Here is a 13,535-nt window from a genome sequence, read left to right as displayed (position 1 = left end):
GTGGGCAACTGCGAAGAGCAAGGGCACTGAGAACGCCGTGCTATGGACCTCGGGGCCGGCAGCCGTTAACTTCCGGCTTTCCCATGAGGTCCGACATGCTCAAGCTCTACTACGCCACCGGCACCTGTGCGCTCGCCACCTACATCACCCTGGAAGAAGCCGGCGCCGACTACGCGGCCGAGCGGCTGAGCTTCAAGACCAACCAGCAGAACAGCGCGGAGTATCTCGCGATCAACCCGAAAGGCCGCGTGCCCGCGCTGGTGACCGATCGTGGCGTCCTGACCGAGACGCCGGCGATGCTGGCCTATCTCGCGCAGACCTTTCCCAAGGCGAAGCTCGCGCCGCTCGACGATCCCTTCGACTTCGCCCAGGTGCAGTCCTTCAACTCCTATCTCTGCTCGACCGTGCACATCAACCATGCCCACAAGATGCGCGGCGCGCGCTGGGCGAGCGAAGAAAGCTCGTTCGCCGACATGAAGGCGATGATTCCGAAGACCATGGGCGCCTGCTTCGGCCTGATCGAGCAGAAGATGTACAAGGGACCCTGGGTGATGGGCGAGCAGTACACGATCTGCGATCCTTATCTCTACACCCTGTCGACCTGGCTCGAAGGCGACAGAGTCGACGTCAACGCAACGCCGAAGATCGCCGATCATTTCAAGCGCATGTCCGATCGCCCCGCCGTGCGCAAGGTGATGGACGCGCAGAAGGCGTAGGGCTCTTGTAGGGTGGGCAAAGGCGCGTAGTGCCGTGCCCACCATCTTTGATCACTTCAACAGAAGTAGTGGGCAAGCTTCCGCCCTCGCTCTTCGAGCTACGGCGGACAAGTCGCTTTGCCCACCCTACGAAGCCTTCCGCTTCTCCAATTCCCGTCCCGTCTCCAGCATCAGCCGCCTGAGCCAGATCGAGCCGGGATCCATCTGTGCGCGGGTCGGGTAGAACATGAACTGCTCGTCGATCCCGGGGTCGAGCGGTGGCGTCACCGTAACGAGGCCGAGCTGCTTGGACAGCGCCGCGATCAGCCGGCGCGGCACGAAGGCGACGAGGTCGGTGCGGGCAGCGACGTGCAGCGCTTCGAGATAACCCGGGACCACGAGAGCGATGTGCCGGTCGATGCCCTTGGTCCGCAGCCAGGTGTCGATCAGGTCCTCGGGCTGGCCGCGGATAATTACTCCGACATGGCGCGCCGCCAGGAACGTCTCGCGCCGTTTCAGCTTCGCAGCCATGGGATGGCCGCGCCGCACTGCCAGCGCGTCCCTGTCGGTGTAGAGCAGCTGGCGATGAAAGCCCTTGAAGGCGTTGCCGATCGAGATTACGAGATCGATGGTGCGGGCGAACTCGGCGTGGAAGATCGCCGGTCCCCGCCACGGCACCACGTCGATCCGGACGTTGGGAGCGGCCTGCGTCACCTTTTCCATCAAGGGCGGCATCAACAGCTCGACCGCGAGGTCCGGCATCATCAGTCGGAATTGCCGCTCGCTGCGCGCCGCATCGAATTCATCCGATACGAACAGCCCGCGCACCTGGTCGAGCGCCTGCGCCAGCGGCGCGCGCAAGGCTTGCGCCCGCGGCGTCAGCTCCATCCGCGTGCCTGTGCGTACCAGGAGCGGATCGCCAAGGATGTCGCGCAGACGCTGGAGCGCATGACTGGCCGCCGGCTGCGACAGCCCGATCCGCAAGGCGGCGCGGCTGACGCTGGCCTCGCGCAGCAGTGCGTCGAGCGCGGTCAGGAGATTGAGGTCGAGCGAATTCAAATTCATGAGGCGAATAGATATCATATCCACTATCGATTTGAAGAATTTAGAGCCGGCGGCGATGATCTCGGTGTTCTCACCGAAGGAGATGCCGCCATGAGCGCGAGCGCCAACAAGAAACTGATGCAGGATATCTTTGCAGCCGCCGCCAGCCCCGATCCGGCTGCGCGCGACCGCGGTTTGTTCACCGAAAGTCTTGCCGATGACGCCAAATGGATCGTGACCGGCCAGTACTCCTGGTCGCGCACCTTTTCGGGCAAGCAGGCGATCCTCAACGATCTGCACGCCTATGTGCGGACCCGCCTTGTCGACCGGACGCGGACGGTTGCCCACCGCTTCATCGCCGACGGCGATGTCGTCGTCGTCGAAGCAAAGGGCGACAATGTTACGCCCGAGGGGGTGCGCTACGACAACGATTATTGTCTCGTGTTTCGGCTCGAGGACGGCAAGATCAAGGAGATCCGGGAATATTGCGACTCGGTGCTGACCGAGAAGGCCCTCGGCCCGTTTCCGCAAACGGCCGTGAGGGCCGCGAGCTGAGCGGATCGAGCGGCGTCACGTCCGCCGACCGGTGCCGTCCGCCGCGGTCGGCGAGGGGCGGACGGTCGCACAGGCCGGTAGACTGCAGCGGCATGCATGCCGCTGCGGGCTTCGGGCCAAAACCTTGCTCACCTGCCGATAAAATCAGCAGATGTTGTGCCGTCTGGCGCATGCGCGCGCGAAAAATTTGAAGGTTCAATTAACGAGTGTCGCCCATTGTGTCGCGGTGCAGCGTGGTTCGCGAACAACGCGACCCGCGGCTGCCGGGGTGGCGCGACAAATCGCCGGACTTGTTCGTCCGCCCGAATTCACATGCTTCTGAGTGGACAGTGGGAATGCCGAGTTTTCGTTTGCGGATCAGGGGACGCCTGTACGCTGGTTTCATGGCCTTGGTGGCGGTTGGTCTTGTGATGGCGGTGGTCGCCATCTGGAATTTGCGGTCCGTCCAGGATCAGGTCGCAAAACTCTCCAAATTGTCGGACAGCACGGCGCACATCCTGGAGATATCGACCCATCTTCAGGCCATCCAGCGGGCCAATCTGCGCTACATTTACGATGCCAACGAACCTGCGATGCGGGAGGCTGCCGAGCGAGAGACCGCGGCGACCGGGCTGTTGCAGCTCGGAGCAAAGGGCACCCTCTCGGAGGAGCGGCGGAAGCTCTACAACGATCTGATCGCCGACATCGCCAAAATGAAAAGCCTGCGTGACAGTCTCGGCGACGCCGTCAACGAGGCGCGGACCGGCAAGGCGACTCTGTTGCCAAGTGGCGAAGAGCTGACCGTCAAGATGGCCAAGCTGGTCGATGTGGCCCGCGCCGCCGCCGACGACGACACGGTGTCGCTCGTCGCGGACCTCGAGTCCCGGGTTCTGTTGGTTCGAATCGCGAACTGGCGCTTCCTCGCTCTGCGCGACACCAACGGCCCCACCGCCTTCAGAACCAATGTCGACAGGGCGGTACAGCGGCTGGCAGCCGTCGAAAGGAGCCCGCAGGCGGCGGACCTTCGGTCGTCTCTGACGCCTGTGAAGACCGCGCTCGGTATCTACAAAGCCGCGTTCGAAACGACCTCCGCCGCGATGCTGCGGTCCGACGAGATCTACCACAAGGATCTCGCACCGCTCATCTCCGCGAGCATCGCCAAGCTCAAGGTCACGGAAACCACCTTGAAGGCGGATTACAACGATTCGCGCATGGCGGCCGATGCCGTGATCGACGGCACGACCTCGCTACAGGAGATCGCGGGCGGCCTCGCCGTCCTGTTCGGACTGATCGTCGCCTTCCTGACCGCCCGCAGCATCGTGGGGCCGCTGACCTCGATGACGCGCGCAATGGGGCTGCTTGCCGGGGGCAATCTCGCCGTCGAGATCCCCTCGCGCGGCAAGGCCGACGAGATCGGCGATATGGCCAAGGCGATCGACGTCTTCAAGACCAACATGATCGAGACCGAAAGGCTGCGCCATGAGCAGACCGCAACCGAGGCTCGGCAGGCCGAGGGCCGCAAGGCCGACATGGCCCGGCTCGCCAGTCAGTTCGAGCAGGCGGTGGGCGAGATCGTCGATACCGTATCCTCGGCATCGCAGGAGCTCGAGGGCTCGGCCGGCACCCTGACCGCGACCGCGAGGCGCGCGCAGGATCTCTCCACCGAAGTGCAATCCGCCTCCCAGGAAGCCTCGGCCAATGTGCAGGCGGTCGCCTCCGCGACCGAGGAATTGTCCTCCTCGGTGACGGAGATCGCGCGCCAGGTGCAGGAATCCGCGCGCATCGCGGGCGAAGCCGTCGGTCAGGTGAGCAAGACCAACGCGCGCGTCAGCGAGCTCTCCAAGGCTGCAGCCCGCATCGGCGACGTGGTCGAGCTGATCAGCACCATCGCCGGCCAGACCAACCTTCTGGCGCTGAATGCTACCATCGAGGCGGCGCGCGCGGGTGAAGCCGGCCGCGGCTTTGCCGTGGTCGCCTCGGAGGTCAAGGCGCTCGCGGAGCAGACCGCGAGGGCCACCGGTGAGATCGCCCAGCAGGTCTCGGGCATCCAGGCCGCGACGGAGGAGTCGGTCGGCTCGATCAGGGAAATCAGCGGCACCATCGAGCGGCTGTCGGAGATCTCGTCGACGGTTGCCGCCGCCGTGGAGGAGCAGGGTGCGGCGACGCAGGAGATCTCCCGCAACGTCCAGCAGGCGGCCCAGGGCACGCAGCTTGTGTCGTCCAACATCGGCGACGTGCAGCGCGGCGCTTCCGAGACCGGCTCGGCCTCTTCGCAGGTGCTTTCGGCGGCACGCTCGCTGTCGGCCGACAGCAACCGCTTGAAGCAGGAAGTCGCCAACTTCCTGAACTCGGTCCACGCCGCCTGAGCATGAAAAGCAAAAGGCCACGCGCATGCGCGTGGCCTCGCATTGTGACGTGGTGCGATCAGGCGACTTTCGTCGTCATGTGCTTGAACATGTTGCTGCGGGCCTCGTCGTCCATCTCCGCCTTGAACGTGAACTTGTCCTTCAGCGCGATCGCGCGCGTCGCCGCGGGCCGGGCCGAGATCTCGTCCACCAGCCGCTTCACGTCCGGATATCGCGCGAAGGCGTCGTCGCCAAGCTTGAATGGCACCATCCGCGCCCAACCCCACAGCGCCATGTCGACGATCGAATAGTTGTCGCCGACCATGTAGCGGCGACCTTTGAGGTGACCGTCGAGAATCTTGTAATGGCGATCGGTCTCGAACTGGTAGCGGTTATGCGCGTAGTCGTGGTTCTGGTCTTTCGGCGCAAAATGCTTGAAGTGCACGGCCTGGCCCGAATACGGCCCGACGCCGGTGGCGACGAACATCAGCCATGACAGCATCTCACCGCGAACATTGGCGGCGGGCAGGAATTTGCCGGTCTTCTCGGCCAGATAGAGCAGAATGGCGTTGGAATCGAACACGATGGTGCCGTTGTCATCGATCGCCGGCACCTTGCCGTTCGGATTGATCTTCAGATAGTCCGGCGTGAACTGCTCGCCCTTGCGGGTGTCGATCTTCACCGGCTCGAAGGGCAGGCCGGCCTCTTCGAGATAAAGCGCGACCTTGGTCGGGTTCGGCGAACCGTTAAAATAGAATTTGAGCATCGGGCATCTCCCCTGTGTTTGTTGGCCGAGAGTGGAGGCAGCAACATGTCCGCAAGCGGCCTTGTCTTGCCTGAACCTTGTCGGGGAGGGCAACCGGCGAGTTTGCCGGGCGGTATCTGCGCGCGACGCAGATCAGCCGGCGTAACAAAGGCCGATCGCCGCCGTAATGACCATGGCCGCGCCCACAGCCTCGAGGCGCAGCCCGATCCGCGTGGCGATATGCATGTCGGAGGCCCGCGCCGCGCGCTCCGATCCGCGCGCATAGCCGTGAACGATGACGTCGTGATTGAAACTGTCATGGGCCTCGTTGCTGCTGGCGAGCCCGACACAGACCACGAGCACGCCGAACAAGGCGAGGCCGAAAAATCCCAGCAGCGCAATCAGGAACATCGGAAACATGCCGACCAGAAAGATCGGAAGCAGCGGCACCAGCAGCAATGTCTCGGACTGTCGTCGCATGGCTCGACCGGTCAAGACGGGGCGTAGACAGTCAATCTAGTCCCGGCCGTCGCGTCATTCAAGACGCCGTAGGGTGGGCAAAGGCGCAAAGCGCCGTGCTCACCGAACATCGCGGCGAGAATGGTGGGCACGCTTCGCTTTGCCCACCCTACAACATCACGGGAAGGCTACCCCGCCACCATGCCGGCGCGGATCTCGGCGCGGAGCTCGTCGATCAGCTTGAGACCCTTCTTGGTCTCGATGTGCCAGAAGGTCCATCCGTTGCAGGCTTGCGCGCCTTGCGCCACCGCGCCCATGCGGTGAATGGAGCCGACCTTGTCGCCGAACATGATGGCGCCGTCGGCGCGGACCAGCGCGCCGAGCTTCTTCTTGGCGTCGAACAGCTTGGTGCCGGGCATGATCATGCCGCGCTCGATCAATTCCGAGAACGCAACCCGCGGCGCTTCGCGCGCCGTCATGAACGGGGCGAGGCTTGCCTCCGGCAACGGCTCGACCGCGGCGATGCGCGCTTGTGCCGCTTTCGCATAGGTCTTGTCGCGCTCGAAGCCGATATAGGAGCGGCCGAGGCGCTTGGCGACCGCGCCGGTGGTACCGGTGCCGTTGAAGGGATCGATCACGAGGTCGCCGGGTTTGGAGGACGACAGCAGCACGCGCGCGAGCAGGCCTTCCGGCTTCTGCGTCGGGTGCACTTTCTTGCCGTCGGCGCCCTTGAGGCGCTCCTCGCCGGTGCAGAGCGGGATCAGCCAGTCGGACCGTGCCTGCACGTCCTCGTTGGCGGCCTTCAGCGCCTCGTAGTTGAACGTGTAGCCCTTGGCCTTCTCGTCGCGCGCGGCCCAGATCATGGTTTCGTGTGCGTTGGTGAAACGGCGGCCGCGGAAATTCGGCATCGGATTGGTCTTGCGCCAGACGATGTCGTTCAGGAGCCAGAAGCCGAGATCCTGCATGACCGCGCCGACGCGGAAGATGTTGTGATAGGAGCCGATCACCCAGATCGTCGCCGACGGCTTCATCGCGCGGCGGGCGGCGAGCAGCCAGGCGCGGGTGAAATCGTCATAGGCGGAGAACGAATCGAACTTGTCCCAGTCGTCGTCGACCGCATCGACATGGGATTCGTCGGGGCGCTTGAGATCGCCCTTGAGCTGAAGATTGTAGGGTGGATCGGCGAACACCAGGTCCACCGAACCAGCCTGAAGCTTCGACATCTCTGCGACGCAATCGCCGAGGACGATGCTGTGCGAAGGAGACTCAAAATTTGTGCGGGGCGCCCTTGCAGACGCCCCGCGACGCGACTCTACCATGACTCAAGAACTCTGACTCAGGCGACGCTGTCGGCGACGCGGGACCAAACAACCGACTGACCGTTACATTGAAGCGGCAAAGTAAAAATCGACTTAACCCGCCGCTTTCGTAAGCAGCCCTCGCATCGCGCCTCGCACGCGGTTCGCTCCGCGTATTCGCCGTGTTTTGCAGTGTATTTCGCGTTTCTTCGCGTTGCGGCTGTGATCGGAGCGCAAAAAGACTCGAAATTCCTCTCGGAAAAAATTGCTCGATGCCCGGAAAAAATTGCTGGCATTGCCATGCTGTCGCACTAGGCAATAATTGCCGAGCGGGATATTGATTAACGCAATGGAAATTTTACGTGCATGGTGCGTTGAGCTTTGCCGCCTTTACGCCCAATTGATGCCAGCCAGGACCGAGGGAAGCCGCCATGCGCTACGATGATTTCCGCCGCAGCGACGACATCGAGGATCGTCGCGACGATGGTGGCGGGGGCGGTGGAGGAGGCGGGTTCGGCCTCCCCATGGGCGGCGGCGGGCTCGGGATCGGCACCATCATCGTGCTCGGCTTGGTCGGCTACGCCTTCGGCATCGATCCGCGCATCCTGATCGGCGGCGCCGAGATCCTCACCGGCGGCGGCCAGGCGCCGTCCTACCAGACCGATCGCCAGTCGTCGTCCAACGCCAAGCGCGGCGCGCCGACCGACGAGATGGGCAGCATGATCTCCGGCATCCTCGGCGAGATCGACGATCGCTGGAGCGAGATCTTCCAGGCCTCGGGCCAGTCCTTTACCGGTCCGAAGGTCGTGCTGTTCCGCAACGTCACCAATGGCGGGCGTTGCGGCCGGGCCGAGTCGGCGATGGGACCGTTCTATTGCCCGCCGGACAAGACCATCTTCCTCGACACCGGTTTCTTCCGCGAGGTCGAGACGCGTTTTCGCGGCTGCTCCGGCAAGTCCGCTTGTAACTTCACCACCGCCTACATCATCGCCCATGAGGCTGGCCATCACATCCAGAACCTGCTCGGCATCATTCCACGCGTGACGCGCCTGCAGCAGCAGGCCGGCAGCAAGGCGGAGTCGAATGCGCTCCAGGTGAAGGTCGAATTGCAGGCCGACTGCCTGTCCGGTGTCTGGGTCAATCGCGAGGCGAAGAAGCGGCCGAACTTCCTGGAGCCGGGCGACATCGACGCCGCACTCACCACGGCGAGCGCGATCGGCGACGACACGCTGCAGCGCCAGTCCACAGGCCGCGTCGTGCCCGATTCCTTCACCCACGGCTCGGCGGCGCAACGCAAACAGTGGTTCATGACCGGCTACCAGCAGGGCACCGTCCAGGCCTGCAACACGTTTGGTGGCGGACAGTAGGCTGACGGTTTCGTGCCGCAGCGCAGCATGTAATGCTGCGCTGCTGAGCCGGGGCCCATAACGCCGGCGCCTCTGAGATTTCACGAGCATGGGTCCCGGCTCTGCGACGCACCGCTGACGCGCTGCATCGCGTCCGGGACACGAGAGGAAGTACAATGACCTCCATCGACGAAACAAAACAATTCGTCCCGCTCAACATCGCAGTGCTCACCGTGTCCGACACGCGCGTGCTCGCGGATGACAAATCCGGCCAGACCTTGGCCGACCGTCTCACCGCGGCCGGCCATCATCTCGCCGCGCGCGAGATCGTCACCGACGACGTCGAGGCGATCCGCACCGTCATCCGCCGCTGGATTGCGGACGCAGGCGTCGACGTCGTCATCACCACCGGCGGCACCGGCTTCACCGGGCGCGACGTCACGCCGGAGGCGATCGAGCCCTTGTTCGAGAAGCGCATGGACGGTTTCTCGATCGCATTCCACATGCTGAGCCACGCCAAGATCGGCACGTCGACGATCCAGAGCCGCGCCACGGCCGGCGTCGCGGGCGCAACCTACATCTTCTGCCTCCCAGGTTCGCCCGGTGCCTGCCGCGACGGCTGGGACGGCATCCTCAAAGCCCAGCTCGATTACCGCACGCGTCCCTGCAATTTCGTCGAGATCATGCCGCGGCTGGACGAGCATCTGCGTCGGCCGAAGGCCCAGGGCGCGACGGTGTAGTGCTTGCTTCCCTTCTCCCCTTGCGGGGGAAGGTGGCGCGAAGCGCCGGATGAGGGGTATCTATCGGCACGGAGTGCTCGGAGACATACCCCTCACCCTAGTGAGTGAGTGTCTACCAGCAGCGCTGTCCTCTCCCGCAAGGGGCGAGGGCGCATTCATGCGCATCTCGCTCGTTGCGAAATAGTCAGAGATCCCGCTCCCAGGTCTCGCCGATCAGATCGACACCGAAGCTGTGGTGCTTCTCTTCCTTCACGAGCTTGAAGCCTGCACTTTGATAGATGCCACGCGCGGCGACCAGGATACTTTGCGTCCACAGCGTCATCTTGCTGTAGCCCCTCTCGCGCGCACCCTGGATACATTGCTGGACCAGCGCGCGGCCGACACCGAGTCCCCGCGCTTTCTTTTCCACCTGCAACAGCCGCAGCTTGGCAATCTCGTCCGTGGCCTTGACCAGAAAGATCGAGCCGACCGGCTCGCCATCCACTTCCGCAATCCAGCAGTGCTCGCGCGCGGGGTCATAGTTTTTGATGAACTGTGCGCAGATCTCGGCGACCAGGGCCTCGTAGCTGATATCCCAGTTGTAGTCGGCCGCATAGGCGGCGGCCTGCCGGGAGATGACCCAGCCCATGTCGCCGGCGCGATGGCTGCGCAGCATGAAAGCCGCGGGCTGGCTTCGACGCTCCAGCACAGCCTCGATGGTCGCCATAGCCTGCGTGAGCCGCGTTGCATCGCTGGCCGAAAGCTGAGCCAGCATAGCGGCGACCTCATTTTGCGAGCCCAGGTTCAGCTTGGCAAAGGCCTGGCGCCCTTTGGCGGTGAGGCTGAGCTGGTATTGCCTGCGATCCGCGGGCAGGGGCCTGCGGGTGATCAGGCCCTTTTCGTCGAAGCTTTGGACTATGCGGCTGAGATAGCCGGGGTCGAGGCCAAGCTCGTTGCCGATCTCCTTGGCGGCAAGGTCGTCCCGTTGTGCGAGCTCGTAGAGCACGCGGGCCTCGCTGAGCGAGAACGGGCTCTTTCCAAGGTGCTGGTCGAGCACGCCAAGTTTGCGGGTGTAAAAGCGGTTGAAGGCGCGGACCGCTGCGATGTGGTCGTCGGTACCGTTAAATGACATGGGTCACCTTGATACTTGCCATTGTCAAACAATTATTTGACTTTGGCAAGTATCGAGAGTGTTAGCCGACCATGACGATCCGACTGCGCAGCATGATCCGCGACGAGCGGCCGAGCCGCCGCAGCAGCCGCGCCTCGGAGCGGCGGGCTTGGGGCGCGTAGCCGCCGATGCGGTCGTAGTGATCACGCGCGATCAAAAGTCCCTGATCGCCGAAGGGACCGACGAGCTTGCGCATCAGGGCCCAGAGAATATCGCGGAAGCCGGCATCGGCGTAGGGCGAGCGGGCATAGCGGAAGACGGCCGCACGATCCCGGCCGCTGGTCGAGACGGACTGGATGAACTGGGTGGTTTCCTCGATCCAGCCGGTTTCCAGCACAGCGCCCGCAGGGAGGAACATCAGCCAGGACGAACGGGCCTGGAGTGCGCCGGCGGCGAGCGCGGCGCCTTGCGTGGATCCTTCGAAGCCGATGAAACGGCAGCCCGCGACGTCGGCAACGCGCTCGATGACGCCATTGCGGGTGCCGTCGACCAGGAGCACTTCCCGGATGATGCCTGCGGCGGCACCGGGTACCAGCGCGGCCAGAGTGGCGACCGCCGTCTGCTCGACGCCTTCGGTCGGAATGATGACGCTCAGCATGATTGAGGCTTCAGTGTCCACACTTCGGGAGAAGCGTAGCTCATTATGAGGGCGTCATAAAACATGTGGCGCTGCCGAGCAACTTTCCGGCCGCGCTTCGGGTATACGATGGTAAACCGCTGCAGCTGTCGCATCCAAATGTGTCCCGTACGGGGCGGCGATATTGCCGAATGTGTCGCCCCAAGCCTGTCCTGTCCGTATTAGTCCGGAGACGAACCGCAACATTGCGAGGCGCGCCGGCCGTTCGTAAATCCTGCAAGAGGAGGATGCGATAGCGGGAGAACGGGAAAAACCGTGCAATGGTGCTGCTGACGAGGCTTTGAATGAACGCCGATCAACTTGCTGTTAACTCGCCGGCAACATCTCCCAGGCCGGACGGCGCGCCGACCTTGCGGATCCGCGCCGTGATGCTGGGTGAACGCATCAATCCCTCCGGACTCGAAATGGGCGCGACAGTCTCCTCGATGCCGGCCGCCTTCCGCGTCCATGCCGGCCTTGCGGTCATCTTCCGCTACGGCGTCGTGGTGCTGATCGGTCTCCTCCCTTCGGAGGAGAAAGTGCTGATCGACAGCCTGAAGCCCCGCGTGATCGGCGAGTTCAGCCCCTACGAGGAGGAGATCGCGCATGCGCAACTCTGCAAGGACGAAAGCGCCGAGGCTATCCAGCCGGGCGGCCCGATCTGTCTCGCCAAATTCTCCGACGACCGGCTGCTGCTGATCGCGGACGCGCTTGCCAAGAGCACTTCGCTCGCACGTGACGAGCGCCGCGTCGCCGCCGTCTTCGACGTGATCGAGCCATTTGCGCGCAAGCTCGCCGAGCAGGGCCGCACGCCGCCCCGGCGCAAGGGCATCTTGCAATTGATCGGCAATGCGCTTCTCGTCCAGCAGCGCGTCGCCGGCCGTGTTGCGGTGGCCGAGAAACCCGACGTGCTCTGGGAGAAACCCGAACTCGACCGGCTCTATGCCCGCCTTGAAGACGAGTACGAACTGAAGGAGCGCCTGGACACGCTCGAGCGCAAGCTCGCCGCCGTGTCCGCGACCGCCAACGCACTTACCGACATCATCGATACCCAGCGCTCGCTCCGCCTCGAAATCGCCGTGGTGGTGCTGATCGTGATCGAGGTCGCGATCGGGTGTTTCCAGATTTGGTCGGGGACGCATTAGAACGCGCGGGCCGCTGGATCAATTTATCCCGCGAGCGAGATGCTCGTGACTGCGCCCGCGCCCCCTTGCGGGAGAGGGCAGCCCCGCAAGGAGACACAAACTTACAGGGGTGAGGGGTATGTCTCCGCATACTCACATGCATACGTGAGCGACCAAAGAACCCCTCATCCGGCGCTTCGCGCCACCTTCTCCCGCAACGGGCGAAGGGAAGCGACGCCGACGTACGCCGTTGATCACGAGCTGACGGCCCGCCGCACAATGCCGCGCGATCATCAGTTCCTCATTCGTTGGAATGACGAAGACATCGACTGCGCTATCGCCATCGTTGATGCGCTCGCGCGCCGCCTCATTCGCAGCGGCATCGATGCGCACACCGAGCCAGTCGAGACGCTCACCGATCGCGCTGCGGATTTCCCCGGCGTGTTCGCCGATGCCGCCGGTGAAGATCAGGCAGTCCAGCCCGGCAAGCGTTGTCGCCATCGCCGCCACCTCCTGCGCGGCGCGGAAGGTGAAGAGCTCGACCGCCTCCCGTGCCGCAGCTTCGCTGCTCGCAAGCAGCGTGCGCATATCCGAAGCGATGCGGGAGACGCCGAGCAGGCCCGATTCGTGATAGAGCAGGTGCTGGACATCTTCGACCGACATTTTCTCGTGCTGTTGCAGATAGAGCAGCACGCCCGGGTCGATCCTACCGCAGCGCGTGCCCATCACCAGTCCGTCGAGCGGCGTCAGTCCCATCGTGGTGTCGATGCTGCGGCCGTCGCGCACGCCGCACAGGCTCGCGCCGTTGCCGAGATGCGCGATCACAGTGCGCTTCGCCACGAGCTGTGGTGCGATTCGGGCGAGCCGTCCCGCGACATATTCGAACGAGAGGCCATGAAATCCGTAGCGCCGGACGCCGCGCTCTTCATAACCTCTCGGAATGGCGAAGCGGCTGGCGGGCGGCGCAATGCCGTGGTGGAAAGCGGTGTCGAAGCAGGCGATCTGCGTCAGGTCGGGCCTTATCGCCGTGATGGTGCGGACCGACGCCAGGCAGCGCTGCTGGTGCAGCGGCGCCAGCGGCGTCAGCGCTTCCAGCTTTGCGGTGACATCATCCGTCAGCTCGACCGGAGCGGAATAGTCCGGACCGCCATGGACGACACGATGGCCGACGGCGCGCAAGCGATAGTCGCCGAAACGATCCTCGATGAAGCCGAGCACGTCGGCGAACAGATGATCGCTGTCCGCATCCGATGCTTCCCTCCGTTTCTCGAACAGGTCCTCGCCCACGGGGCCCTTCACGACGAGCCGCGGCTTCGTCTCGTGCTCGTCGAGCAGGCCCTTGCAGAGCAGGGTGGGCTCGGCCGCCGAGATCTCGAACAGGCCGAATTTGACGCTCGACGATCCCGAGTTGAAAACGAGTACCGTGTTCGACATGGCTG

13 protein-coding genes are annotated in these 13,535 nt (G+C 63.9%); 6 read left to right on the top strand and 7 right to left on the bottom strand.

Going from position 1 to position 13,535, the window contains the following annotated elements:
- The first annotated feature begins 95 nt into the window (after nucleotides 1-95).
- Nucleotides 96-716 (top strand): glutathione S-transferase family protein, encoded by a 621-nt coding sequence (locus AC0L3A_RS26210; protein ID WP_007595003.1) that lies wholly within the window; start codon nucleotides 96-98, stop codon nucleotides 714-716.
- 126 nt (nucleotides 717-842) lie between these two features.
- Here the strand turns inward: AC0L3A_RS26210 and AC0L3A_RS26205 are convergent, their stop codons facing one another.
- Nucleotides 843-1,760 carry a LysR family transcriptional regulator gene (locus AC0L3A_RS26205; protein WP_007595001.1) on the bottom strand — a complete coding sequence of 306 codons (918 nt, stop codon included), beginning with the start codon at nucleotides 1,758-1,760 and terminating at the stop codon, nucleotides 843-845.
- A gap of 90 nt (nucleotides 1,761-1,850) precedes the next feature.
- Between AC0L3A_RS26205 and AC0L3A_RS26200 the strand changes: the two genes are divergently transcribed.
- On the top strand, nucleotides 1,851-2,294 hold the full coding sequence (locus AC0L3A_RS26200) for a nuclear transport factor 2 family protein (protein ID WP_473255437.1): 444 nt from the start codon (nucleotides 1,851-1,853) through the stop codon (nucleotides 2,292-2,294).
- 335 nt (nucleotides 2,295-2,629) lie between these two features.
- Nucleotides 2,630-4,639: a HAMP domain-containing methyl-accepting chemotaxis protein gene (locus AC0L3A_RS26195; protein ID WP_007594997.1), complete on the top strand. Its 2,010-nt coding sequence runs from the start codon at nucleotides 2,630-2,632 to the stop codon at nucleotides 4,637-4,639.
- A gap of 58 nt (nucleotides 4,640-4,697) precedes the next feature.
- On the opposite strand, the gene AC0L3A_RS26190 is transcribed toward AC0L3A_RS26195, so the two are convergent.
- The 3 genes from AC0L3A_RS26190 to AC0L3A_RS26180 all read right to left on the bottom strand — a co-directional run bounded on the left by AC0L3A_RS26190 (nucleotide 4,698) and on the right by AC0L3A_RS26180 (nucleotide 7,141).
- Nucleotides 4,698-5,384 (bottom strand): glutathione S-transferase family protein, encoded by a 687-nt coding sequence (locus AC0L3A_RS26190; protein ID WP_007594996.1) that lies wholly within the window; start codon nucleotides 5,382-5,384, stop codon nucleotides 4,698-4,700.
- Between the two features lie 132 nt (nucleotides 5,385-5,516).
- On the bottom strand, nucleotides 5,517-5,843 hold the full coding sequence (locus AC0L3A_RS26185) for a hypothetical protein (RefSeq protein WP_007594994.1): 327 nt from the start codon (nucleotides 5,841-5,843) through the stop codon (nucleotides 5,517-5,519).
- A gap of 167 nt (nucleotides 5,844-6,010) precedes the next feature.
- The gene (locus AC0L3A_RS26180; RefSeq protein ID WP_473255436.1) at nucleotides 6,011-7,141 is read right to left on the bottom strand and encodes a DNA methyltransferase; all 1,131 of its coding nucleotides are present in this window, start codon (nucleotides 7,139-7,141) and stop codon (nucleotides 6,011-6,013) included.
- Between the two features lie 410 nt (nucleotides 7,142-7,551).
- On the opposite strand from AC0L3A_RS26180, the gene ypfJ reads away from it, so the two are divergent.
- Both ypfJ and moaB read left to right on the top strand, forming a co-directional pair.
- Nucleotides 7,552-8,487 carry a KPN_02809 family neutral zinc metallopeptidase gene (gene ypfJ / locus AC0L3A_RS26175; protein ID WP_007594991.1) on the top strand — a complete coding sequence of 312 codons (936 nt, stop codon included), beginning with the start codon at nucleotides 7,552-7,554 and terminating at the stop codon, nucleotides 8,485-8,487.
- 155 nt (nucleotides 8,488-8,642) lie between these two features.
- Nucleotides 8,643-9,206, top strand: coding sequence for a molybdenum cofactor biosynthesis protein B (moaB, locus tag AC0L3A_RS26170; RefSeq protein ID WP_007594989.1), 564 nt, complete (start codon nucleotides 8,643-8,645; stop codon nucleotides 9,204-9,206).
- A 184-nt stretch (nucleotides 9,207-9,390) separates the two neighbouring features.
- Here moaB and AC0L3A_RS26165 read toward each other — a convergent pair whose 3' ends face one another.
- Both AC0L3A_RS26165 and AC0L3A_RS26160 read right to left on the bottom strand, forming a co-directional pair.
- On the bottom strand, nucleotides 9,391-10,317 hold the full coding sequence (locus AC0L3A_RS26165) for a bifunctional helix-turn-helix transcriptional regulator/GNAT family N-acetyltransferase (RefSeq protein WP_007594986.1): 927 nt from the start codon (nucleotides 10,315-10,317) through the stop codon (nucleotides 9,391-9,393).
- Between the two features lie 61 nt (nucleotides 10,318-10,378).
- Nucleotides 10,379-10,954 (bottom strand): glycosyltransferase family protein, encoded by a 576-nt coding sequence (locus tag AC0L3A_RS26160; protein WP_007594985.1) that lies wholly within the window; start codon nucleotides 10,952-10,954, stop codon nucleotides 10,379-10,381.
- Between the two features lie 323 nt (nucleotides 10,955-11,277).
- On the opposite strand from AC0L3A_RS26160, the gene AC0L3A_RS26155 reads away from it, so the two are divergent.
- Nucleotides 11,278-12,117: an RMD1 family protein gene (locus tag AC0L3A_RS26155; protein ID WP_007594984.1), complete on the top strand. Its 840-nt coding sequence runs from the start codon at nucleotides 11,278-11,280 to the stop codon at nucleotides 12,115-12,117.
- A gap of 132 nt (nucleotides 12,118-12,249) precedes the next feature.
- Here the strand turns inward: AC0L3A_RS26155 and AC0L3A_RS26150 are convergent, their stop codons facing one another.
- Nucleotides 12,250-13,530 (bottom strand): acetate/propionate family kinase, encoded by a 1,281-nt coding sequence (locus AC0L3A_RS26150; RefSeq protein WP_473255435.1) that lies wholly within the window; start codon nucleotides 13,528-13,530, stop codon nucleotides 12,250-12,252.
- Nucleotides 13,531-13,535: the final 5 nt, after the last annotated feature.

Source organism: Bradyrhizobium sp. MI1.3, from assembly GCF_055811695.1.
The sequence above is the reverse complement of the archived record's forward strand: the minus strand, read 5'-3'. Positions and strand labels throughout refer to the sequence as shown.